Origin of the sequence: Chryseobacterium gambrini (genome assembly GCF_900156825.1) — a bacterium.
GTDB lineage: Bacteria > Bacteroidota > Bacteroidia > Flavobacteriales > Weeksellaceae > Chryseobacterium > Chryseobacterium gambrini.
The window spans coordinates 1-23381 of record NZ_FTOV01000007.1; the positions used below are offsets into that span (position 1 = coordinate 1).

Annotated in this window: 20 protein-coding genes and 1 riboswitch; of the genes, 4 read left to right on the top strand and 16 right to left on the bottom strand. The window is 36.6% G+C overall.

The genetic code is table 11. The features are described from left to right. Positions 1-82: 82 nt before the first annotated feature. The 5 genes from BW951_RS13470 to BW951_RS13485 form a co-directional block, all read right to left on the bottom strand. Entirely contained in the window at positions 83-670 is a 588-nt protein-coding gene (locus BW951_RS13470) for a hypothetical protein (protein ID WP_139326159.1), read from the bottom strand. Further along, positions 660-1334 carry a toxin-antitoxin system YwqK family antitoxin gene (locus BW951_RS13475; protein ID WP_076393705.1) on the bottom strand — a complete coding sequence of 225 codons (675 nt, stop codon included), beginning with the start codon at positions 1332-1334 and terminating at the stop codon, positions 660-662. Before BW951_RS13475 ends, BW951_RS13470 begins: the two co-directional genes overlap by 11 nt. A gap of 6 nt (positions 1335-1340) precedes the next feature. After that, entirely contained in the window at positions 1341-1463 is a 123-nt protein-coding gene (locus tag BW951_RS23135; protein WP_262487839.1) for a hypothetical protein, read from the bottom strand. Positions 1464-1654: 191 nt separating this feature from the next. Continuing rightward, positions 1655-3772, bottom strand: coding sequence for a TonB-dependent receptor (locus tag BW951_RS13480; RefSeq protein WP_076393707.1), 2118 nt, complete (start codon positions 3770-3772; stop codon positions 1655-1657). 319 nt (positions 3773-4091) lie between these two features. Beyond that, positions 4092-4862 carry a WG repeat-containing protein gene (locus BW951_RS13485; RefSeq protein WP_076393709.1) on the bottom strand — a complete coding sequence of 257 codons (771 nt, stop codon included), beginning with the start codon at positions 4860-4862 and terminating at the stop codon, positions 4092-4094. A gap of 305 nt (positions 4863-5167) precedes the next feature. Between BW951_RS13485 and BW951_RS13490 the strand changes: the two genes are divergently transcribed. The 4 genes from BW951_RS13490 to BW951_RS13505 all read left to right on the top strand — a co-directional run bounded on the left by BW951_RS13490 (position 5168) and on the right by BW951_RS13505 (position 13426). Next, positions 5168-7951, top strand: a complete 2784-nt coding sequence (locus BW951_RS13490) for a bifunctional aconitate hydratase 2/2-methylisocitrate dehydratase (RefSeq protein ID WP_076394106.1) — start codon at positions 5168-5170, stop codon at positions 7949-7951. A 312-nt stretch (positions 7952-8263) separates the two neighbouring features. After that, the gene (locus tag BW951_RS13495) at positions 8264-10534 is read left to right on the top strand and encodes an aconitate hydratase (RefSeq protein ID WP_076393711.1); all 2271 of its coding nucleotides are present in this window, start codon (positions 8264-8266) and stop codon (positions 10532-10534) included. Positions 10535-10644: 110 nt separating this feature from the next. After that, positions 10645-11139, top strand: a complete 495-nt coding sequence (locus BW951_RS13500; RefSeq protein ID WP_076393713.1) for a hypothetical protein — start codon at positions 10645-10647, stop codon at positions 11137-11139. Positions 11140-11206: 67 nt separating this feature from the next. Then, positions 11207-13426 carry an outer membrane beta-barrel protein gene (locus BW951_RS13505; RefSeq protein WP_076393715.1) on the top strand — a complete coding sequence of 740 codons (2220 nt, stop codon included), beginning with the start codon at positions 11207-11209 and terminating at the stop codon, positions 13424-13426. A 440-nt stretch (positions 13427-13866) separates the two neighbouring features. Here BW951_RS13505 and BW951_RS13510 read toward each other — a convergent pair whose 3' ends face one another. From BW951_RS13510 to BW951_RS13560, 11 genes are all read right to left on the bottom strand, one after another. After that, positions 13867-14577: a HesA/MoeB/ThiF family protein gene (locus tag BW951_RS13510; protein ID WP_076393717.1), complete on the bottom strand. Its 711-nt coding sequence runs from the start codon at positions 14575-14577 to the stop codon at positions 13867-13869. Positions 14578-14994: 417 nt separating this feature from the next. Beyond that, positions 14995-16113 carry a 2-iminoacetate synthase ThiH gene (gene thiH, locus BW951_RS13515; RefSeq protein ID WP_076393719.1) on the bottom strand — a complete coding sequence of 373 codons (1119 nt, stop codon included), beginning with the start codon at positions 16111-16113 and terminating at the stop codon, positions 14995-14997. An 11-nt stretch (positions 16114-16124) separates the two neighbouring features. Further along, positions 16125-16901, bottom strand: a complete 777-nt coding sequence (locus BW951_RS13520) for a thiazole synthase (protein ID WP_076393721.1) — start codon at positions 16899-16901, stop codon at positions 16125-16127. A gap of 30 nt (positions 16902-16931) precedes the next feature. Next, on the bottom strand, positions 16932-17552 hold the full coding sequence (locus BW951_RS13525) for a thiamine phosphate synthase (RefSeq protein WP_076393723.1): 621 nt from the start codon (positions 17550-17552) through the stop codon (positions 16932-16934). Between the two features lie 116 nt (positions 17553-17668). Continuing rightward, entirely contained in the window at positions 17669-18409 is a 741-nt protein-coding gene (locus tag BW951_RS13530; protein WP_076393725.1) for a hydroxymethylpyrimidine/phosphomethylpyrimidine kinase, read from the bottom strand. Next, the gene (locus tag BW951_RS13535) at positions 18385-18969 is read right to left on the bottom strand and encodes a thiamine phosphate synthase (RefSeq protein ID WP_076393727.1); all 585 of its coding nucleotides are present in this window, start codon (positions 18967-18969) and stop codon (positions 18385-18387) included. The genes BW951_RS13530 and BW951_RS13535 overlap by 25 nt, the downstream gene beginning before the upstream one ends. Then, on the bottom strand, positions 18966-20777 hold the full coding sequence (gene thiC, locus BW951_RS13540; protein ID WP_076394108.1) for a phosphomethylpyrimidine synthase ThiC: 1812 nt from the start codon (positions 20775-20777) through the stop codon (positions 18966-18968). The genes BW951_RS13535 and thiC overlap by 4 nt, the downstream gene beginning before the upstream one ends. Before the next feature lie 13 nt (positions 20778-20790). Further along, positions 20791-20997: a sulfur carrier protein ThiS gene (gene thiS / locus BW951_RS13545; RefSeq protein ID WP_076394110.1), complete on the bottom strand. Its 207-nt coding sequence runs from the start codon at positions 20995-20997 to the stop codon at positions 20791-20793. Positions 20998-21055: 58 nt separating this feature from the next. Beyond that, positions 21056-21156, bottom strand: a riboswitch (TPP riboswitch). A gap of 457 nt (positions 21157-21613) precedes the next feature. After that, entirely contained in the window at positions 21614-21991 is a 378-nt protein-coding gene (locus BW951_RS13550; RefSeq protein WP_076393729.1) for a hypothetical protein, read from the bottom strand. A gap of 16 nt (positions 21992-22007) precedes the next feature. Then, positions 22008-22595 (bottom strand): glycoside hydrolase family 19 protein, encoded by a 588-nt coding sequence (locus tag BW951_RS13555; RefSeq protein WP_076393731.1) that lies wholly within the window; start codon positions 22593-22595, stop codon positions 22008-22010. A 107-nt stretch (positions 22596-22702) separates the two neighbouring features. Beyond that, complete coding sequence (locus BW951_RS13560) at positions 22703-23380, bottom strand: RluA family pseudouridine synthase (RefSeq protein ID WP_076393733.1); 678 nt, start codon at positions 23378-23380, stop codon at positions 22703-22705. Between the last annotated feature and the right edge of the window lies 1 nt (position 23381).

Consider the following 23381-nt stretch of genomic DNA (forward strand, 5'->3'; position numbering starts at 1 on the left):
AGTAAGTTTTTCCTGTTCTTTTATTTTAAACACTTGTTTACGAAAATCTAAACTATAACTCATACAGCTAAGATAAGACTTTTTATAATGAGTCCGCTATATATTCATCTACTCTAGAAATATTATCCTTTGATTTTGGTTTATAATCACATAACTCGAAAATACTTCTCCTATCATATGTTTTAATTTTCTTATCTAGTTCTTTTGATAAGATTGCGTTTTTTTTATCGTCTTTAATATTTCCTTTACTTTGAATCAGCTTAAAATAATCTTCACTTTCTTTTGAGATAAAGAACAAATACGATTTTGAAGAGATTGTTTCCGGATACAACTTTTTGGCGTTATGATATAATTTTGGCGTTAATAAAATATGAAAATCATCAATTAATTGATAACTTCCGGATATTGATTTGTATATATCTAAACCACAGGTTGAGCCAGAATCACGTGAGTCAAATTTACCATCAGTATCAAAACTTAAATAATATAAATAATTTGTCTTTTGATCTTTTTTTAGAGGATATTTAATCAATCTATATTGATAAATGTTAACAGAATCTAATCCAATTATTCTGTCAATATAAAAATTCTCATTGAGAGGAAATTTTTGTGCATTTAAAACAACTGAAAACAAAAATGCAAATGTTACTACTATTAAACTATTTTTCACTATTGGTTTTTAATACTTTTATTACCATTTCACCTTCGTAATTACTGTCAATTAACCAAAAAGATTTTTGCGTAGTGGAAACATCATCTATTTTATATTGCTTAACAAATAACCAATCATATTTACTTTTTAAAAAAATATTAGGATGATGATAAGTTATTGGTAACAAATAAAAATTTTCTAAATTTTCTAAATCAATATTCGATTTTTCTTTTAGTTTAATTATTATATCATTGTAATTAAAGCCATAGCTTGGATTGTTATCAAATTCTTCAATATAAATAATGTTTCCATTCTTATCATACAAAATTTTTTTTCCTATTTGGATATTATTAAAATAAGTTGATTTTTGTACTAAAAGACCGTTTTCATCGTAATTATAGATTGTATAAAAGTTTTTCTTTTTACTACATGATTTTTTGACTTCATATCCTTTCAACATTTTTCTTTCAGTAACGATAGAATCATTTTTTTCATAAAAATATCTCCCATCACTTGTCTTATTTTTTTCAAATCGGCTGATATTAAAATAACGTGTGCTATCTTTTATAGTTTCGAGTGACAAAGCAGAAACAGACGGTGCTTCAGAAATCTTTAGCTTTTGTGGAGTACAGGAAATAATTCCTGCACACCATAAAATTATTGCTATTACACTATTTTTCATTGTTTTTTATTTAGGGTCTTTTTCTATACTTGGTATATTCGGGTTTGCTATTTTCCATTGCCATCTCCAGAGGATGTTTTTGATGTCTGTCGAAGTAACAGCGCCTGATGTTATTGCTCTGTATGACATATAATTATCTGTGTCTTTTTTCTCAAAAGTACATAAAATTTTTAGCGTCGGAGCAGAACTCTATCTTAATGAATGTGATAATTACAATTAAAATCTTCCTCAGAAGCGAGTTTACTAACAAAAAAGACTGCCGAAGCAGTCTTAAATCTAACTTTACATTCTATAATTAATCTTAAATATAGCCTGAATGTTTACTGAATTTTCCAGCTGATCCCAAACATAAAATTTGTTCCTGCCTGAGAAAAATAATACGGAGAACCGTCATAAACAGCTCCGTTGTTCACATACTTTTTATTGAATAAATTATTAACCAAAAGCTTCAGAGCAATCTCATTATTTTTAATTTTAAACTGATACTGTGCATTAAAATCGGTTAAAAAGTAATCTTTAAGCTGTAAATTTTCATCTTCCGAATTATCCAGATATTGTTTTCCGACATACTGATTCATTAATGCAAACTGGAAATTCTTCGTTGGATTGAATTTTAACCCTAAATTGGCAATCACATCCGGAGAAAAAGAAATCTGCGTATTTCCGAGATCTTTAACACCCGTTTCTGTTTCCACTTTAAAATCTAAATTTCTGTTGTTGCTGAAACTCACATTTCCGGAAAGTTCCCACTGTTTGGAAAGTTTTGCCAAAGCTCCAAGCTCGATTCCGCTTCTGTAACTTTTCCCCGAATTTGTTCTGATGAAAGCCCCCACATTATTCAGTTCGCCATTTAAAACCAACTGATTTACATAGTACATATAATACAAGTTCGCAGTAAAAGATACTTTTCCGAACTGCTTTTCTACTCCGGCTTCAAAATCGTGCAGCTTTTCAGCCTTTACTTCATTGTTTGCCAACAGATCATCTCTGTTTGGTTCGCGGTGCGCATGAGCATAGGAAAAGAAAATTTTTCCTGATGAAATTTTATAGTTGATTCCCGCTTTGGGATTAAAGAACAGCCAGTTTTTATTTAAATCAGCGCCTTCTCCATCTCCTGCCGTGATGATTTTTGTATCATAATCTACATTTCTCAATTGCAGGTCTCCGAAAAATTCAAAATCATTCATTCTTACCAATGCTTTGGCAAAACCTGAAACTTCGTTTTTCACAGAGCGGTTTCTGTAATATTCATGTTCATCAATCTGGGGAAGAAAAACGCCCGTTACATTTCCGAAATGTCTTCCGTAATATTGATTGGCAACGGCTCCGAAGTTCACATCTACAGCTCCTAATTTTCCGTAAAGCGTGGAAACAACCCCGTAAAAATCGTTATTCAGCCATTTCTTTCTGATGAAATCCGTTCTCGTCAAGGTTTGAGAACCGTTGATGAAGTTAGGAAGATTATATTTCGAAAATTTAGCATCCTGCTTATAATTTTCATAATACCCTTTTCCTTTCGTATAATGTACCGTTGTTTCTAAATTCCATTGAGCATTAAATTTCTGCTCCCAAAGCAACTGATAATGATTTTGTCGGTAATTATCCGTTTCATTATCATAAAATCCGACGATGTTTTCCCAGTTCGAATCGTAAATTGCTCCCGAATAATTAAATTTAGGATCGGTTTCCCATGTTTTTCGGTCGATTCCGTTCCACGCCTGATAGGTTTTTTCTTTTCCTCCGAAAGCCATCAAACGAATTCTTGTATTCCCTTCCTCATACAAAGCGGTCAGATTGTAAGAATTTAATTTTGAAAAAGCGCGGTCTATATATCCGTCAGAATTGATGTGGGTATATCTTCCCATTACAGAAAGACGGTTTCCCCAGAATTTTCCGGAACCTATTTCCGCAGAGTATTTATAGGTGTTGAAAGATCCGTAACTGTCGTCTGTTTTAAAATAAAACTTCTCTTCAGGATCTTTGGAAAGCACATTAATACTTGCTCCAAAAGCCGCAGAACCATTATTGGAAGTTCCTACCCCTCTCTGAATTAAAATCTGTGATGCCGAACTTGTAAGATCCGGAACATTCACGAAAAACGTTCCCTGACTTTCGGAATCGTTGTACGGAACGCCGTTCATCATGACATTGATGGCACTTCCCGCAACACCACGAATCCGGAATCCTGTATACCCCACTCCGTTTCCGGCATCTGAAGTTGAAATGATGGAAGTCTGATTCTTCAGTAAAATCGGAAGGTCCTGTCCTAAATTTCTGCTGTCCAGATCTTTCTGAACATTGATGATTTCTTTGGCAACAGGAAGTCTTTTGGTAAAATTAACGGCTTCAATTTCCCTTACTTTCAGGGAATCGGAATTCTGCGCCTGTAAAAAAGCGAAAGAGCCAACAGTAAGCCCTAAAAAAAATAATCCTTTCATTCTATAAATCTTTAAAATTTAATGAATAAAAGGGGCGGATTATGATGAGTAATTGGTAATCGGTAATAAGTAATATGATGAGGATTACTCATTGCTCATTACCTATTGCTCATTTTTAATTTCCCTAAACGGCATTACCCGTTCCAGGTTCATTGGGTATAATCTCAGCTTGCTACAGCACCCCTTTATTTCAGCCGCGAAATTACGAAAAATTTACCAACTGTGGGAAATTACGTTTTTCCAACCTATTTTTTCACCAAGATCATTTAATGAAAAACTTGTGGTATTTGTGAAAGATTTTTGAAACTCTTATTTAAATTTAATAGGTCTTATTCTGCGAATCTACATAGTAATAATTCTTACTGTCTTTTGAAACCTCGAACATTTTACCAAGCTTCCAGCTAAAATTTCGTTTAATATCAGAATATTCAAACGGAATAATCACCTTTCCATTCACATCCACCACTCCGAAAACATTATTTTTTGAAGCAATAATCATCGGATTGGCAACATCATCACCTTCCAAAATAAAAAGATAGTCGTATTGAGGATAAATTTTAAACTGCTTGTAATCATAAGGATTTTCAAACGTCGCTTTTTCGATGATTCCGAAAAAACCATTCATCGTATATACCTGAAAAAGCTGCTGAACATACTCTTTGTGAGGACATTTTGTCAAATCGGACTGTTTGTACTGATACACTCTTTTGCCTGTTCTGTCGACACGGTAAGAAATTTCATCTTTTTCTACCGTCGCATAATCCGCAGTCCCGAATTTTCTGAGTTTTACATTTGGAGAGTTCAGAAGATTACAGTCTTCATAGAAAAATACCGCAATATGATATTCCGGCTGGATAATGAATTTTCCTTTTTGGTTCACATATCCGAATTTGCCGTCCTGTTTTTTCGGAATTAAAAGCGGAAGCTCTTCATTGATAATCGGAAAATTGCTATTAAGTTTTGCCTTTTCTGGTAATTTTTTAACCACAGTTTTAGAACCTGTCTTCGAAGGCAATTTCTTCACTGTTTTAGACTGAGAAAACATAAAAACCGAAATAAAAAGGAATAAAACCGAAGCTGCATTTTTCATAATCATCAATTGTTTGCAAAAATATCGCCAAAAATAGAAAATATAAAATACATATTTATAAAGAATCTAAATAATTTAAACTTGAAAAAATTCTAAAATTCCGTAAATTTGGGCACGTTTTCAGGCATTTATTATGACAGATGTCTTAAAGAAGTCATTTTTAATATTCTATCTAAAAATTTCAGCTTCTTGCTTAGATCAAATAAACAAAAAAATAATAATTCTGCCGGAAAACACACGATGATAATCTTCTCGTGAATAATGTTGATTATCATCCGATTAAGATTGAAAAGATTTCTATTATTATGAATATTTATCAGGATTACATCCAAGAGATTGAAGAAAGAAAAACTCAGGGGCTTCATCCAAAGCCGATTGACAGTGCAGAATTATTAAGCGAGATCATCGCACAGATTAAAGATACAGCAAACGGATATAGGGCTGATTCTCTTAAATTTTTTATTTACAACACGTTACCCGGAACTACGAGTGCAGCCGGTGTAAAAGCTAAATTTTTAAAAGAAATTATTCTTGGTGAATCTGTAGTAGAAGAAATCTCTCCGGTTTTTGCTTTCGAATTGTTATCCCACATGAAAGGTGGAAAATCTATCGAAGTATTGCTGGATCTGGCTTTAGGAAATGACGAAAATATCGCAAGACAGGCTGCAGAAGTATTGAAAACGCAGGTTTTCCTTTATGAAGCAGATACAACCCGTCTGAAAGAAGCCTTCAATATCGGGAACGAAATTGCAAAAGAAATTCTGGAAAGCTATGCAAAAGCAGAATTCTTCACAAAACTTCCTGAAGTTGCTGAAGAAATTAAAGTGGTTACTTTCATCGCAGGGGAAGGAGACATTTCTACCGATTTACTTTCTCCGGGTAATCAGGCACACTCAAGATCAGACCGCGAATTACACGGTAAATGCATGATTACGCCTCAGGCGCAGGAAGAAATCAAAGCTTTACAGGCAAAACATCCGGATGCAAGCGTAATGCTTATCGCAGAAAAAGGAACAATGGGAGTTGGTTCTTCGCGTATGTCTGGTGTAAACAACGTTGCACTCTGGACGGGAAAACAGGCAAGTCCTTATATTCCTTTCGTAAATATTGCTCCTATCGTTGGAGGTACCAACGGAATTTCACCAATTTTCCTTACAACAGTGGACGTAACCGGAGGTATCGGAATCGATCTTAAAAACTGGGTAAAGAAAGTAGACGAAAACGGAAAAGCTGTTCTTAACGAAGAAGGCGAACCTATTCTTGAGCAGACTTATTCTGTTGCAACGGGATCGGTTTTAACCATCAATACCAAAGAAAAAAAATTATACAACGGAGATCAGGAACTTATCGATCTTACAAAATCTTTCACACCGCAGAAAATGGAATTCATTAAAGCGGGTGGATCTTACGCCATCGTGTTCGGTAAAAAATTACAGACATTCGCTGCTGAAGTTTTAGGCATCGAAGCTCCGGTTGTTTTTGCACCTTCTAAAGAAATTTCTAACGAAGGACAGGGGCTTACTGCGGTTGAAAAAATCTTCAACAGAAATGCAGTAGGAAAAACTCCGGGTAAAATCTTACACGCAGGATCCGATGTACGTGTGAAAGTAAACATCGTAGGTTCTCAGGATACTACAGGTTTAATGACGGCTCAGGAACTTGAATCTATGGCAGCAACGGTAATTTCTCCGGTAGTAGACGGAGCTTACCAGTCCGGATGTCACACCGCTTCAGTTTGGGATAAAAAAGCACAGGCTAATATTCCTAAATTAATGAAATTCATGAACGAATTCGGTTTGATCACTGCGCGTGACCCGAAAGGTGAATATCACGCGATGACAGACGTTATTCACAAAGTTCTTAACGATATTACCGTAGACGAATGGGCAATCATCATCGGAGGAGATTCTCACACGAGAATGTCTAAAGGAGTTGCTTTCGGAGCAGATTCAGGAACTGTTGCCCTTGCTTTGGCAACGGGAGAAGCTTCAATGCCAATTCCTGAATCTGTAAAAGTTACATTCAAAGGAACCATGAAAGAGCATATGGATTTCCGTGATGTGGTTCATGCAACTCAGGCTCAGATGCTGAAACAGTTCGGAGGAGAGAACGTATTCCAGGGAAGAATTATTGAGGTTCACATCGGAACACTTCCTGCCGATCAGGCATTTACCTTCACAGACTGGACGGCTGAAATGAAAGCAAAAGCTTCCATCAATATTTCTGAAGATGCTACTTTAATCGAGTCTCTGGAAATTGCAAAAAGCAGAATCCAGATTATGATTGATAAAGGAATGGATAACCACAATCAGGTTCTTCAGGGATTAATTGACAAGGCTAATAAAAGAATTGAGGAAATCAGATCTGGTGAAAAACCTGCTCTGACTCCGGATTCCAATGCTAAATATTACGCTGAAGTTGTTGTAGATCTTGATGCCATCGTAGAACCGATGATCGCCGATCCGGATGTAAACAACGAAGATGTTTCTAAAAGATATACGCACGATACCATCAGAGATTTAACGTATTACGGTGGTGAGAAAAAAGTAGATCTTGGTTTCGTCGGATCTTGTATGGTTCACAAAGGAGATCTAAAAATTGTTTCTCAGATGCTTAAAAACATTGAAAAACAAAATGGTACAGTAGAATTTAAAGCTCCGCTTGTGGTGGCTGCTCCTACCTATAACATCATTGATGAATTAAAAGCTGAAGGCGACTGGGAATTTCTAGAGAAATATTCAGGTTTTGAGTTTGACGATAATGCTCCTAAAGGCGAAGCTCGTGTTGAATACAAAAACATGATGTATCTAGAAAGACCGGGATGTAACCTTTGTATGGGGAATCAGGAAAAAGCAGCAAAAGGAGATACGGTTTTAGCCACTTCTACACGTCTTTTCCAGGGAAGAGTGGTTGAAGATTCTGAACGTAAAAAAGGAGAATCTCTATTAGCTTCAACTCCGGTGGTTGTACTTTCTGCGATTATGGGAAGAATTCCTAGCATCGATGAGTATAAAACAGCGGTTGAAGGGATCGACCTTACTACTTTTGTTCCTTCTATTAAAGAACTGACAAGTACAAGCGCTCACTAAAAAGCTTACAGATAAGCCGTAAAGGCTGTTTTAACAATTTATAGAATTGAAAGATTTTACTCGTAAAGATGTAAAATCTTTCAATTTTTTATTTAGAATCTTTCCATTTAAAGATCTGCAAAAATTATTTTAACTTAGATCAATCACAAAAATTTTATTTTTTCTTAACTTGAAGGTTGGAAATTTCAGAATTATTTATCATTTTTTATCCTTTTTAAAAGCATACAGGAATAGAATTTGATAATTTAATGATGTTAATTTATTTAATAGCAAAGAGCAAATAATTAAAACAGAAGAAAAATAAATTCAGATATGACTTTTGATATTGATATGATCAAAAAAGTGTACGAGCGTTACCCGGAAAGAATTGCTGCGGCAAGAAAAGTAGTGGGAAAACCTCTTACCCTTTCAGAAAAAATCCTTTATACCCACCTTTGGGAAGGAAATGCAACACAGGCACACGAAAGAGGAAATTCTTATGTAGATTTCGCACCGGACAGAGTAGCGATGCAGGATGCAACGGCACAAATGGCACTGCTACAGTTTATGCAGGCAGGAAAAGCGAAAGTGGCTGTTCCTTCAACCGCTCACGCCGATCACCTTATTCAGGCAAGAGTAGGTGCAGAAGCAGATTTACAGGAAGGTATCAACAAAAACTCGGAAGTTTTCAATTTCCTGAGTTCGGTTTGTGATAAGTACGGAATCGGTTTCTGGAAACCGGGAGCCGGAATTATCCATCAGGTTGTACTGGAAAACTACGCTTTCCCTGGAGGAATGATGATCGGAACTGATTCTCATACCGTAAACGCAGGAGGTTTAGGAATGGTTGCCATCGGAGTTGGCGGCGCAGATGCAGTAGATGTAATGGCGGGAATGGCTTGGGAACTTAAAATGCCTAAACTAATCGGTGTAAAATTAACCGGTAAAATGTCCGGCTGGACTTCCGCAAAAGACGTGATCTTAAAAGTGGCAGGAATTCTTACCGTAAAAGGAGGAACAGGCTGCATCGTAGAATATTTCGGAGAAGGAGCACAATCTCTTTCAGCGACAGGTAAAGGAACCATATGTAATATGGGAGCGGAAATCGGAGCAACGACTTCTACTTTCGGATATGATGATTCCATGAGAAGATACCTTTCGTCTACCGGAAGACAGGATGTTGTAGATGCGGCAGATCAGATTGCAGAACATTTAACCGGTGATCCTGAAGTATATGCAAATCCTGAGCAATATTTTGATCAGCTAATTGAAATTAACCTTTCTGAACTGACTCCTCACTTAAACGGACCTTTCACTCCGGATTTGGCTACGCCTGTTTCTGAATTCAGAGCAAAAGCAGAAGCCAACGGATGGCCTTTAGAAGTAGAATGGGCACTGATTGGTTCTTGTACCAATTCGTCCTACGAAGATTTATCAAGAGCAGCTTCTATCGTGGAAGATGCCGTTGCTAAAGGAGTGAAACCAAAAGCTATTTTAGGAATTAATCCGGGTTCTGAGCAGGTGAAATTTACCGCAGAAAGAGACGGTTTCCTGAATTCATTCAGAAAGTTTGAGAATGCAAGAATCTTTACGAACGCCTGCGGTCCTTGTATCGGACAATGGGACAGAGAAGGCGCTGAAAAAGGAGAAAAGAATTCGATCATTCACTCTTTCAACAGAAACTTTGCAAAAAGAGCAGACGGAAATCCAAATACCCACGCTTTCGTAGCTTCTCCGGAAATGGTAGCTGCTGTTGCAATTTCGGGCAGACTGGATTTTAATCCTATTACCGATACTTTAACCAACGAAGCCGGAGAGCAGATTAAATTAGACGAGCCTAAAGGTTTTGAATTACCGGAAAAAGGATTCGCTGTGGATGACAATGGTTATCAGGCGCCTTCTGAAGACGGATCTTCTGTTCAGGTAAATGTAAGCCCAACTTCAGACAGACTTCAGTTACTGGAAGAATTTCCGGCTTGGGACGGCAAAAACATTACGGGAGCAAGACTTTTAATAAAGGCTTTCGGAAAATGTACAACCGACCACATTTCTATGGCAGGACCATGGCTGAAATACAGAGGTCACCTTGATAATATTTCAAATAATATGTTGATCGGAGCAGTTAATGCGTTCAACATGGAAACGAATAAAGTTAAAAATCAGCTTACAGGAGAATATGGAGAAGTTCCTGCCGTACAGAGAGATTATAAAGCCGCAGGAATTCCATCCATCGTTGTGGGAGACCAAAACTACGGGGAAGGTTCTTCAAGAGAGCATGCTGCAATGGAACCGAGACATTTGGGCGTAAAAGCTGTTTTGGTAAAATCGTTTGCGAGAATTCATGAAACCAACCTGAAAAAACAGGGAATGTTGGGAATTACTTTTGCCAATGAAGCAGATTATGATAAAATTCTGGAAGATGATGTGATCAACTTCTTGGATCTTGATCAGTTTGCTCCGGGAAAACAACTGACTTTAGAATTCATCCATTCAGATGGAACGAAAGATATTGTGATGGCAAACCATACCTATAACGATCAGCAAATTGACTGGTTTAAGGCAGGTTCTGCTTTGAATCTGATCAAACAACAGGAGAAAAATTAATTGTTAGATTTAATTAATCATAAAAAAGCAACTTCAGATTGAAGTTGCTTTTTGTTTTATATTGATTTAGCTTATTTTTAGGCTTTAAAAACTAATAGTAAAACTGAACTATGAAAAAACTTTTACTGCTTTTATCGTTTCTTCCTCTACTCTCTTTCGCGCAGGAAAACAACGAAGTAAAAATTAATGCCTTTGGAATATTTAAATCAAGAATTGATATTGGATATGAACGAATTATTAATTACAATGCCGGAATAGGAAGTTATTTTATATACCAATGGAAAGAAAAATATACGGTTATGCCATATTATAGATTTTACACAGATAATGAAGGTATTGCAAAAGATTTTTTTATTGAAGCATTAGCTATTTACAACAGAAACAAATATTCTCCGCTTGACGATAATGGTCAGACTTTAAATAATGAGAAATGGGGATCATCTTTAGGAATCGGAGCCGGAGTGGGAGAAAAATATGTATTTCTATCAAATCTCTTTGTGGAAGCTGGTCTGGAAGCCGGAATTGTTAAAAATTTATCTGCTTCAGACAGAGATCAGTATGGTGGATTATTCCGCCTCTTTATTTCAGCAGGGTATAGATTTTAAATTTAAGTGAATAAAAATGTAACAAAAGTACTTTTTTCATTGTCTAATAGGATATCAGAAAGACATTATGAAAAAAGCAATTATTGCGTTATCACTTTTGGGCAGCATCTTTTCTTTTGCCCAGGAAAAAACGAATAACCAGGCAACCAAAGAAAAACAAATTGAAGGAGTAACCATCACCAAAACTAAAAAAGCCGTTGAACAGAAAGCCGACCGTACGATTTTCGATTTTTCGGAACAGCCGCAGCTTAATAACGGAAACGTTCTGGAAGGCATCAAAAAACTTCCCGGATTGGTGTCTACCGATATCGCAGGAATGATGTATCAGGGAAAAGTTCTGGATGTTTATTTGAACGGAAGACCTTTGAACATTACTTCCAATGAGCTTAATTCTTTTCTTGAAGGAATGCCCGCCAATTCTGTAGACCGAATTGAAGTTATTACACAGCCCGGTGCGGAATTTCCTGCCACTTCAGGCGGTGCCATCATGAATATTATTACCAATAAAAATGCGAATAAATATTTAACGGCAACCTATTCAGGAAATTATTCTTTTACGAATTATGATAAATTCAGAAGCAGAACAAGCAACTCTCTGAATCTGAATGCGAGAAATAAAATTTTCGGATGGCAACTGAATGTTGGGCAGAATTACCGTGAAAGTATGCTGAACAGCAATCAGGACAATCTGATGTTAAGCAATACGGACAGAGTAGGAAGAGGATATTTTGCAAAATCCGGGCTTACTTTTGATCTCGGACAGGACAGATTGCTTTTAAATTATGATATTTACCATAACAACAATGATAATTATACAGCCAGCAACGGACTTGCAGATCTTCCGTATTATCTGAATCCAAATATTATCAGAGAAGGAAATTTTTCCAGTTTTGATGCAGCTCATACCGATAATGTGAGACAGGAAGCTGTGGTAACTTATCAGAAACGTTTTACAGAAAAATCCCAAAAGCTGGATTTCCAGTTTGGTTTTACAAAATCCGACAGTAAATTTATTCAGGATAACATTTTTACAGATGTCGTTTATACAAACCCTGTTGAAAATAGTCCCAGAATTCCTTTTTCTAATAAGCTGAACAACAAATCGGATATGGAAATCGCCAATTTTAAGGCAGATTATTCTCAGCCTTTAAAGATTCTGGACGGCGGAAAAGTAAGTTTGGGAGGATTGTACGAGCATCAGAATTTTGATACGGAAAGCAAAGGAATCACGAATTTAGAATACACCAGACAGACAACGGCAACTTATCTGGAGTTTCAGGCTAAGCTGAAAAAGTTTGATTTTATTTTGGGAACGCGTGCTGAAAATTATGATATTTCCGGTGTTACAAGATATTACAACAACAAAAATCTTATTGAGGCAGATCTTCTTCCTTTTAACAAGTTTAAATTGTTCCCGAACGCAAGTGTTCAGTACAATCTGATGAATCAGGTATACGTAGCAGCGAATTACAATAAAAAGATCAATTTGCCGAGTATTTCTGCCTTAAACCCAAACAACACCACATTTCAGGGACCGAATACGCAGGTAACAGGAAACCCGAATCTTCAGCCAACGATTTTTGATAATTATGAAATAAAAATTTCAGCTTTCGATTATGCATTTATCGGATACAGTGTAAGTTCAGCGAAAAATCAGGTTGCACAGATCATCAGAAAAGACGGAAAAAATCTGTTCAACGAGCAGATTAATATTTCTGAAATGAAAATCCACAATTTCAACGTCGGATTACCGGTTCCTTTCATGATTTTTAGCAAACCGCTGAGCGAAATCATGAAGTTTAATTTCAATCCGGATAAGATCAACTTCATGTACATTTACGCAGGTTATCAGAAGCATGACATTGACAATCTGAACAATAAAGGATTCTGGATTCTGAATCTGATGACGCAGATCATTTTACCGAAAGAGATCAAATTAACAGCCAATTACAGTTATCTCACTCCAAAAGCAGGGTATTTTTATTTCACCGCAGAAAAACCATTCAACAATTCTGTGGATCTTACCCTTACGAAGAAATTTATGGACAATCGTTTGACGGTTTCTGTTTTTGCCAATGATATTTTCAACGGACAATTGATGCAGGTTCGCTCGAATCCGCCTTCCGGAGAAACGGTAATGCTGAGAACGAAATACGACTCAAGAAATTTCGGATTATCGGTTAATTACAAAATCCCTACGAAGAACAAATTGGCAAAAGAAGATGCAAACATTCTGAATCAGACGAAGAAAGATGAAAATGGTGGTGTGATGCAGCAGGGACAGTAGTTTTTAGTTTAAACACTAATTGCACGAATGTCTTTGCACAAATTTCACGAATAATTTTTGATTTATAATGATTAAGCAAAATTGAAACTAATAAGTATTTATTTTATCAATAGGAGCGGACTTTAGTCCGCTTTTTTATATCCCGAAAGAAAGGCTTTAGCCAAAACTTAGAATATTTATGTGATTTGTGCAAAAAATTTGTGTCATTAGTGTTTAGGTGATACGAGCGGACTAAAGTCCGATTTTTTTACGCCCCAAAGAAATGCTTCAGCCAAAACTTAGAAAATTTGTGCGGTTTGTGCAAAAAAATTTGTGTCATTAGTGTTTAGGCGATACGAGCGGACTTTAGTCCGCTTTTTTACGCCCCAAAGAAATGCTTTAGCCAAAACTTAGAATATTTGTGCGATTTGTGCAAAGCATTCGTGCAATTTGTGTTCAAGTTAAAAATCAATAGTCTGAAAACGCCAATTCAACGTATCAATCAACGTTAACTGATTCAACGGCAATGGTAAATCTGTAATAATTTTCAAAGCTAAATTCGCCATCATGCTTCCTACAATTCCGGGTAACGCTCCCAAAACGCCTAAGCTGTCACAATCCGGAAGTTGTTCATCAAAAGGCGGTTCCGGAAAAATGTCTCTTAAATTTTTACTGCCATTATAATTAAAAATCGCAGCCTGCCCTGAAAATCCGAGAATACTTCCATAAACCAAAGGCTTTTTGAATTGTACACAGGTATCATTAACTAAATATCTCGTTTTAAAATTATCGGAACCATCAATAATGATATCAAATCCGGAAATCAATTCTTCTGCGTTTGATTCATCTATTTTTTGTTCAATCCCAATAAATTTAATTTGATGATTTAAGTTTCTGACAAACATTTCGGCGCTTTTTACTTTAGAAATTCCAACTGATTTTTCATTATGAATAATTTGTCGGTTTAAATTATGGAGTTCCACCTCATCAAAATCCACGACACCCAAAGTTCCGACACCTGCAGCAGCCAAATATTGGATAACGGGACTTCCCAAACCTCCGGCTCCAATCACCAAAACTTTAGAATTCATTATTTTTCTTTGACCCTCCAATCCGATTTCTTCTATGAAGATCTGTCGGCTGTATCTTGCGAAAATGTCTTCTTTTTTCATTACAATTTTTATTTTTTAACAACCTGTTGTGCATCTTGGAAAGTAATTTTAACCCATTAATTGTTAAATATATTTACTTTTTGTTTTACTTTTATAAATGAAATGCCTTTGTTTATCTTTCATTAAAGATTGCTTTATTTTAAAAAACTTTGTTTATCCTTGCGATAAAATTTAAACGCTAAGAAAGACAAAGAGTAGATTTTAATTGCCTTGAACGAAGATAAACAAAGACGTTTCACTTAATTTAGAAATACAAAGGTTCAAAATGCACAATTGTTTTTTAACCATTAAGATCTATTTATGGAATGAAGTTTAGTTAAGGCAATATTTAAATATTTTAAGAATATCTCATCTTATTATTTTCTTGCAAAAAGCTTAATTTTTCTAAACTTCTTAAATAAACCTTAATGGTTCAAATTAAATTCCGCTATAAACCACATCCCAATCTTTCATTACCGGATCGTAGCCTGCTTTTTTAATGATATTTTTGATTTCCTCTATGCTTCTTTCATCACTGGTTTCGAATTGTTCCAACGACTCTTTATCCACCGCATAACCTCCCGGATTGGTCTTGGATGCTGCACTCATCGCTGTTGCACCTAATGAAATAATGTTATTTCTAAACTTTTCATTTTCTCTTGTGGAAATAGAAATCTCCAAATCTTCATTCCAGATTCGGTAAGCGCAGATGAGCTGTAATAAATCCCTGTCGGACATGATGAAATTCGGTTCAATAATTCCTTCCGCAGGTCTTAGGCGTGGAAATGAAACTGAATATCTGCTTTTCCAGTATTGCTTCTGAAGATAATCGATGTGTAATGCGTTGAAAAAACTGTCTATGCGCCAATCTTCAAGTCCCAGTAAAACACCGAGTCCTATTTTATGAACTCCGGCTTTTCCAATTCTGTCGGGTGTTTCCAGACGAAATTCGAAATTCGACTTTTTTCCTTTCGGATGGTATTCTTTGTAAACTTCCTGATGATAAGTTTCTTGATACACCAAAACCGCATGTACTCCTGCTTCATGAACCCGTCGGTATTCTTCTTCCGACAAAGGCTGAACTTCAATCGAAATATTGGCAAAATGAGGTTTTAAAAGCTGTATGGCATTCATAAAATAATCGATTCCGACCGTTTTATTGGCTTCACCGCTTACCAGCAAAACATGGTTCACGCCCATTGATTTTAAAACGGAGGCTTCAATAAGAATTTCGGTGTCAGAAAGTGTTTTCCTTTTAATGGAATTATCCAGACTGAAACCACAGTAAGTACAGATATTCTGACATTCGTTACTCAAATACAGCGGCGCATACAACTGAATGGTTTTTCCGAAACGTTTTTGGGTAAGCTGTTGAGTCATTTCTGCCATCACTTCCAGTTTTTGAGAAGCAACAGGCGACAGAAAATTCAAAAAATCCTCGATGGTTTTATTCTTTTTATGAAGGCTTTTTTCAACATCGGTTAACGTTACTTTTTCAAGTTTCGTTTTCACCTCATCCCATTGGTATTTTTCAAAAAAATCTTTAAAACTCTTCATTATATTTAATTTTAATCAAATAAAAAGGCAGTAAGCGGACTTGAAGCTTCTGCGTGATGTGAAATTGCGCCCAAACCGGATTCAAAAGCTCTTCTTCCTGAAATCACTCCTTCTTTAAACGCCAATGCCATATTTACCGGATTCTTCGCCACCGCAATTGCTGTGTTTACCAAAACCGCATCGGCGCCCATTTCCATTGCTTTTGCCGCATCGGAAGGCGCCCCAATTCCCGCATCCACCACAACCGGAACATTACTTTGAGCAATAATGATTTCTAAAAAATCCAATGTTTTTAGTCCTTTATTGGTTCCGATTGGCGCTCCTAAAGGCATGACAACGGCTGTTCCTGCATCTTCCAAACGTTTGCACAGAACAGGATCTGCATGAATGTAAGGCATCACGACAAACCCTAATTTTGCCAGTTCCTCTGTTGCATACAATGTTTCAATAGGATCGGGTAACAGATATTTCGGATCGGGATGGATTTCCAGTTTCACCCAGTTGGTTTCCAGTGCTTCTCTTGCCAACTGTGCCGCTAAAACGGCTTCTTTGGCAGTTCTTGCTCCTGAAGTATTGGGTAAAAGGTGAGATTTTGTCGGTTTTAATGCACTTAAAATATCATCTTCCGAAGAATGAGCATCGATTCTTTTCAAAGCCATAGTTACCAATTCGCTTTCAGAAGCGATGATAGAATTAGTCATTTCCGACAGGCTTCCGAATTTTCCTGTTCCTAAAAACAATCTCGATTCAAAGATTCTGTCGGCTATTTTTAAAGGTTGATTTTTCATATTTACTTTTTAATTTAGATGTTCTAAGATTTAACTGAATTCTAAAATGTTTCTGAATTCTCTAATTACGGAAGGCTGACTGGTAATCTGCCCGGAAACAGCAACACCATAAATTCCGATTTCCTGTAATCGTTTGATGTCTTCCAAAACAACTCCGCCAATGGCAAAAATTTTAGGAATCTCAATAGATTTTTCTTTTAAGCTATTGATGATTTCATGATAACCTTCAAATCCTAATATCGGACTTAATTGTTCTTTGGTAGAAGTAAATCTCAACGGACCTAACCCAATGTAATCACAATGCTCTACCATTCTCTGAAGAATATCTGAAAAAGTATTGGCTGTTCCTCCGATGATTTTATGCTCTCCCAAAATGTATCTCGCCTTTTCTACGGACATATCGTTCAGCCCTAAATGAACTCCATCTGCATCAACGTCTTTCGCGATCTGAACATGATCGTTGATGATACAAACAGCCTGATAATCTGCACATAACTTTTTTGAAATTTCACAGAGTCTGATAAAATCTTTTTCGGGTGTATTTTTCCAGCGAACCTGAATCCATTTTGCGCCATAATCAAGAGCTTTTCGGATGTTCTTTTCCTGAACTTCTAAAGATGAACCCTGAGAGATGTATTGTAATTTTTCCATTTTTTAATTTTGATTTTAACACTAAGAGCGCTAAGATTTTTTTTAACTACTAAACGTTTTTTAAGTTCGCAAAGGCGTTTCACTTAGCAAAGACCACAAAGTTTTAATATTAATTTTCAGGAGTGAAATCCTAACAACATCTGATTGCTTGTTAAAAATTTTTCAATGTATTGTTTTCCTTTTCGGCAGGCATTTTGCAAATTTTCTCCTTTTGCTAAATGACTTGCAATTGAGGAAGAAAGTACGCAGCCTGAACCGTGTTTCGGGTAAAATACAGAGGTTGTATTGTTGGATTTGATTGAAATTTCTTTTCCATTTTCCCATAAAATATCTGTTCCGATTTTATCTTCACGATGTCCGCCTTTTATTAATACGGAACATCCATTTTCTGATGGTTCAAAAAGATGTTCTTTCAAAACGTTGTATTCATTATAGTTGGGTGTGACTAAATCTATTTTTTGTAAAACATTTTTTACATTTGAAATGGTATTCAGATCAAAAAAAGAAAATTCCGATGTGCTTTTTAAAACCGGATCCCAGACAATTTTTACTTCAGGATTAATGGATTTTATTTTTTTCGTAATCTGGTCTAAAAATTCCGCATTTTTTACCACCCCGATTTTCACCGCTTCCACTTTATATTTTTTCATTAAAACATTGATCGCTGATAAAATTTCATCTATCGGCTGCCATTGAAGCGTATAAAATTCGGACTCTGTTTGTAAAGTCATTGCCGTACAGACTGCCAATCCCTGAACTTTTAACTGTTCAAATGTTTTAATATCTGCCAATACACCGGCTCCGCCACTTGTATCGAAACCGGCAATGCTCATTACGAAAGGACGCTCTTTCTGCATTTTCTGAAAATATCTATAGGATTATTACTTTCCCAAATTGCTCCCAACAAAGCCACGCCGTCTACTCTGCTGTTGAAAATTTCGCTGATATTACTTTCATGAATTCCTCCCAAAGCAATCAGTTTTACGTTTGAATTATTTCGTTTTTGAATCTCATTCAAAATATTCGAATTTTCTCCGTATCCTTTTTTTGAAATACTCGGAAAAACCGGACTGATAAAAGCATATTCCCAATCGTCACTTAATTCATTAAAAGTTTCAATATCATGAACAGAGGTTGAAATCCTTTTATCTGTGAAAGATTTAAACAAATTATTTTTCCTGTCAATTTCTCTGAAATGAAATCTTGAAATATTAAAACGTTCAGCTAAATCGTGATGACTGTGCAAAACCAATTGGTGATGAAATTCAGAATGTATGTTTTGGATAAAATCCGTCATTTCTTCTGAATGGATAAAAGGTTTTCTGATATGAAGCAAATCCAATCCTTCCTGAAATAATGCATTGATGATTTCAGTTTCATTCTGAACCAGTTCTTCAGAAGTGATAACGATGATCATATATAAATTTCTTTTCCTTTTTCGATGAACTCCTGCGATTTATCCAGCATTCCCTGTTCGGCAGATTCCCGAATTTCCTGGGTAATTTTCATGGAGCAGAATTTGGGTCCGCACATCGAACAGAAATGGGCTACTTTTGCTCCGTCTGCCGGAAGCGTTTCATCGTGATAAGATCTCGCGGTTTCAGGATCCAACGAAAGATTGAATTGATCTTCCCATCTGAATTCGAATCTCGCTTTACTCAACGCATTGTCTCTGTATTGCGCTCCGGGATGTCCTTTTGCCAAATCTGCAGCATGAGCCGCCAATTTATACGTAATCACTCCCACTTTTACATCTTCTTTGTTTGGAAGTCCCAAATGTTCTTTCGGCGTAACGTAACACAACATAGCACAACCAAACCAACCGATCATTGCCGCTCCGATTCCTGAAGTGATGTGGTCGTAACCCGGTGCAATATCTGTTGTTAAAGGTCCCAAAGTGTAAAACGGAGCTTCATCACAAACTTCCAACTGCTTATCCATATTTTCTTTAATCATGTGCATCGGGACGTGACCGGGACCTTCGATCATCACCTGAACATTGTGTTTCCATGCGATTTTCGTTAATTCGCCTAAAGTTTCAAGCTCTGCAAACTGCGCTTCGTCATTGGCATCGGCAATTGAACCGGGACGAAGACCATCACCCAAAGAAAAGGCAACGTCATATTTTTTCATGATTTCGCAGATTTCCTCGAAATGTGTATATAAGAAGTTTTCTTTGTGATGAAATAAGCACCATTTTGCCATAATTGAACCTCCTCTGGAAACAATTCCTGTCACCCGTTTTGCTGTTAAATGAATATATCTCAGTAAAACTCCCGCGTGGATTGTGAAGTAAGAAACGCCCTGTTCAGCCTGTTCGATCAAGGTATCTTTAAAAATCTCCCACGTTAAATCTTCTGCAACGCCTTTTACTTTTTCCAATGCCTGATAAATGGGAACCGTTCCGATGGGAACCGGGCTGTTTCTGATGATCCACTCTCTGGTTTCGTGGATGTTTTTTCCGGTTGATAAGTCCATAATGGTGTCTGCACCCCATCGACAAGCCCAGACTGCTTTTTCCACTTCTTCTTCAATGCTTGATGAAACGGCACTGTTTCCGATGTTGGCATTAATTTTAACTAAAAAATTCCGCCCTATAATCATCGGTTCGCTTTCGGGATGATTGATGTTGTTGGGAATAATGGCTCTTCCGGCTGCGATTTCGTCTCTTACAAATTCAGGTGTAATTTTATTCTTTGGTGTTTTTGCACCGAAACTGTTTCCCGGATGTTGGAAAGCCATGTCTTTTGAAACGGAATCCAACTGCTCAATTCTCTGGTTTTCCCTGATAGCAATATATTCCATTTCGGGAGTGATGATGCCCTGTTTTGCATAGTATAATTGGGTAACTTGTTGTCCTTCTTTTGCTACTTTCGGTTTGTGATTATAAGAAAAACGCAGTTCATCCAGTTTTGAATCTGCAAGACGGGCTTTTCCGTATTCTGAAGTGATTCCATCAAGAACTTCTACGTCATTTCTATCCAAAATCCATTGTTCTCTGATTCTAGGAAGTCCTTTTTCGATATTAATTTCAGAATTTTCGTCGGTGTAAGGTCCTGATGTATCGTAAATTGTGACAGGTAAATTTTCTTCTAAAGTTCCGTTGGATAATTTTGTCGGACTTAGCTGTATTTCGCGCATCGCTACATTGATCGGATGAATTTTCCCTTCAACATAGATTTTTTTTGAGTTCGGAAACGGTGAACGTGTGATGTTATGAGCCATAAAAATATTTTTTTTAACCACCTTGAGTGGCTGTGATAATTAAAACTGAATCTTTGTCGTTGAGAAATGTTTCCGCCCAGAATGACTGCGGAATAATGCGGTTGTTGAGAGCTACAGCAATTCCTTTTTTCTTTTCAGGTAGTTCCATAGCAATAAGCGCTTCCAGATTTTCGGGAAGTTTTTCGAACTTTTTTGTCGTGTGGTTGATTGTGAGCTCCATTCCTAAATTTTTTAAAAACACTTTAGGAATGTCCATGATTGTACAGTAGAATGTACAGCAAAGTCATCTCACTTTTCCCTACGCTAGTATGATCTAGAAATCAGGTTCAAAGGGTAAATTCTCAGCCCGTCTGTTCAACGGACACCCCTAAAGTATGGGACGAAGTTAGACATTTTTTTGAAATGGGCAAAATTTTGTGAAGGTGGAAAGTCGGAAGTTTTTGATTTTGCTAATGATAAAGAGATTTTTGATTTCAACGCAAAGAATTCTTATTCAGACTCTTAATTTAGTAAGCAAAAGCAAATATATTTGCTGCGCGAAGGTTGAAAAAATGGCTTGATGAATTGATTTTTAATTTTATATCTCTCGCTGATTTTGAGGATGGTGCAGATGTTTTGATTTCAACGCAAATCTTGCTAGATATTTAAAACAAACGACCGCAACCTAGCCCCATTGAGCGGCATGTCTGAGCTCTTTTCTGGATTTCGGCGGTGGCTTCGCCACCGCCGAAATCCAGAAAAGCGAGTAGCGAAAGCGGGAAACAGCTCCTAAAAAAACAAAAAAAAGACTATCTCAGGTTCTGGATAGTCTTTTAAGGGATCGCATTTTTAGAGAATTAACACCCACACATTCCTTTTTTAGAATAGAGATAGGCTTTTTTCTTGTAAATAATTTTTATTGAATAGACTTTATTTTCAATGCAGGATTCTCCATCCTTTACCGACTTAGTTTCGCGGATGTAAATTTTATAGGTTTTGTTTCCAAAGGCTTCGGGATATTCTTTTGTTCCTTTGATGGAAGGAAAAATTTCATCTTTTCCGTTAAGATTAAATAAAGCGCCTTCGTCTTCCGATAAATTGGCAACCGGATTATTTTTTCCGTGGATATAGCAACCCGCATGCATTTTAGGATCTTTCAGATCGTGAAGAACCGGCTTCTGCGCAGAGAAATTAGTAATCAGGAAAAAGATGATTAAGAATAATACATTTTTCATGGCCAAACATTTTTAGTTAAAGGAAATAACTTAACCCTGCTTTATAACGGTTCAGTCTGTCGGGCAAACCGTTGTACCCTCCGTTAATGGCTTTTGTGATTTTTTTGAAAACAACCAGATTATTTCCGGTATCAATACTTTTGGTAATGTCAATCTGATCCGCCAAAGCATTTAGTTTTCTGCTGTTCCAGAACCAACCGGCACTTTCTGCTGCGTTTTTGAGTTGGACAGCACTACATTTCGTTACATTTTTTCCTCCTAAAAATGTGGGATTTGTCACAAAATCTGCTTCTAAAGCAAGTGAAACCGCTTTGTAATTTGCTCTTCCAGTAATCTGAATAAGCCCTCTTCCTTTAAATTTTACGCCGTCTCCTTTTTGAGTATTTCCCAAATCTGCTCTTCCTTCATAAGCACTTCCGCTCGCCAGCTCTTCGGTATAAAATAATCCGCCGCTTTCGTGACCGACCTGCGCCAGAAAATTAAGCATTCGTGAAGGCGTGTTAATGGAAAACTTATCACATGTTGCTATAACGTACGGTAAGAATTTTGAAGCATAAGCAGATTTTGAGCAGGTAGCTTCTTTAAGTTGTCCCAATGTAAGCATGATTATTGTTTTTTAGATTGATAGTGTAAAACTATTTCTAAAAAACAATAATTATTACAGTGAAATCACTATTTCCGGGTAAGGGTTTTTACGGAAATTGTAAATGATTACTCTTCGCAGGCTCTCCAAACGGCATCATTTTGAGGAACCTGAGCAATAATCTGAATATTCTCTTTGGTAACAGGATGGATGAATTCCAGTTTTCTGGCGTGAAGATTAATTCCGCCATCGGGATTAGAACGCGGTGAACCATATTTCAGATCGCCTTTGATGGGAACTCCTGTTTTTGACAACTGCGCCCTGATCTGGTGATGTCTTCCGGTTTCAAGATCAATTTCAAGAAGAAGATAATTGTCTAACGTTTTAATTACATTGTACGTAAGAATAGCTTCTTTTGCTCCTTCGGTTGCTTTTGGAAAAACAATGGCTTTGTTATTTTTTTCGTTTTTCTTTAAATAGTGAACCAGTCTCTGCGTTTTGGGAATCATCTCTTTTGCAACAACTGCCCAATATGTTTTTTTCACTTCACGGTTTTTCACCATCTGCGTGAGACGGGAAAGTGCTTTGGAAGTTTTAGCATAAATCACAAGACCCGAAGTCGGTCTGTCGATGCGATGAACTAAACCGAGAAACACATTTCCCGGCTTTTCATCTCTTTTTTTTATAAAATCTTTAATTAATTCTAATAAAGAATCATCGCCGGTTTTGTCGCCCTGTACAAGCTGTCCGACTTTTTTATTGATTACGAGAAGATGGTTGTCTTCATAAACAATCTGTTCCTCCATT

Bases quoted from the DNA above. Each gene is read 5' to 3' on its own strand.
- BW951_RS13475 (WP_076393705.1), bottom strand. From the start codon at position 1,334: ATGAAAAATAGTGTAATAGCAATAATTTTATGGTGTGCAGGAATTATT.
- BW951_RS23135 (WP_262487839.1), bottom strand. From the start codon at position 1,463: ATGTCATACAGAGCAATAACATCAGGCGCTGTTACTTCGACAGACATC.
- BW951_RS13480 (WP_076393707.1), bottom strand. From the start codon at position 3,772: ATGAAAGGATTATTTTTTTTAGGGCTTACTGTTGGCTCTTTCGCTTTT.
- BW951_RS13485 (WP_076393709.1), bottom strand. From the start codon at position 4,862: ATGAAAAATGCAGCTTCGGTTTTATTCCTTTTTATTTCGGTTTTTATG.
- BW951_RS13490 (WP_076394106.1), top strand. From the start codon at position 5,168: ATGAATATTTATCAGGATTACATCCAAGAGATTGAAGAAAGAAAAACT.
- BW951_RS13495 (WP_076393711.1), top strand. From the start codon at position 8,264: ATGACTTTTGATATTGATATGATCAAAAAAGTGTACGAGCGTTACCCG.
- BW951_RS13500 (WP_076393713.1), top strand. From the start codon at position 10,645: ATGAAAAAACTTTTACTGCTTTTATCGTTTCTTCCTCTACTCTCTTTC.
- BW951_RS13505 (WP_076393715.1), top strand. From the start codon at position 11,207: ATGAAAAAAGCAATTATTGCGTTATCACTTTTGGGCAGCATCTTTTCT.
- BW951_RS13510 (WP_076393717.1), bottom strand. From the start codon at position 14,577: ATGAAAAAAGAAGACATTTTCGCAAGATACAGCCGACAGATCTTCATA.
- thiH (WP_076393719.1), bottom strand. From the start codon at position 16,113: ATGAAGAGTTTTAAAGATTTTTTTGAAAAATACCAATGGGATGAGGTG.
- BW951_RS13520 (WP_076393721.1), bottom strand. From the start codon at position 16,901: ATGAAAAATCAACCTTTAAAAATAGCCGACAGAATCTTTGAATCGAGA.
- BW951_RS13525 (WP_076393723.1), bottom strand. From the start codon at position 17,552: ATGGAAAAATTACAATACATCTCTCAGGGTTCATCTTTAGAAGTTCAG.
- BW951_RS13530 (WP_076393725.1), bottom strand. From the start codon at position 18,409: ATGCAGAAAGAGCGTCCTTTCGTAATGAGCATTGCCGGTTTCGATACA.
- BW951_RS13535 (WP_076393727.1), bottom strand. From the start codon at position 18,969: ATGATCATCGTTATCACTTCTGAAGAACTGGTTCAGAATGAAACTGAA.
- thiC (WP_076394108.1), bottom strand. From the start codon at position 20,777: ATGGCTCATAACATCACACGTTCACCGTTTCCGAACTCAAAAAAAATC.
- thiS (WP_076394110.1), bottom strand. From the start codon at position 20,997: ATGGAGCTCACAATCAACCACACGACAAAAAAGTTCGAAAAACTTCCC.
- BW951_RS13550 (WP_076393729.1), bottom strand. From the start codon at position 21,991: ATGAAAAATGTATTATTCTTAATCATCTTTTTCCTGATTACTAATTTC.
- BW951_RS13555 (WP_076393731.1), bottom strand. From the start codon at position 22,595: ATGCTTACATTGGGACAACTTAAAGAAGCTACCTGCTCAAAATCTGCT.
- BW951_RS13560 (WP_076393733.1), bottom strand. From the start codon at position 23,380: ATGGAGGAACAGATTGTTTATGAAGACAACCATCTTCTCGTAATCAAT.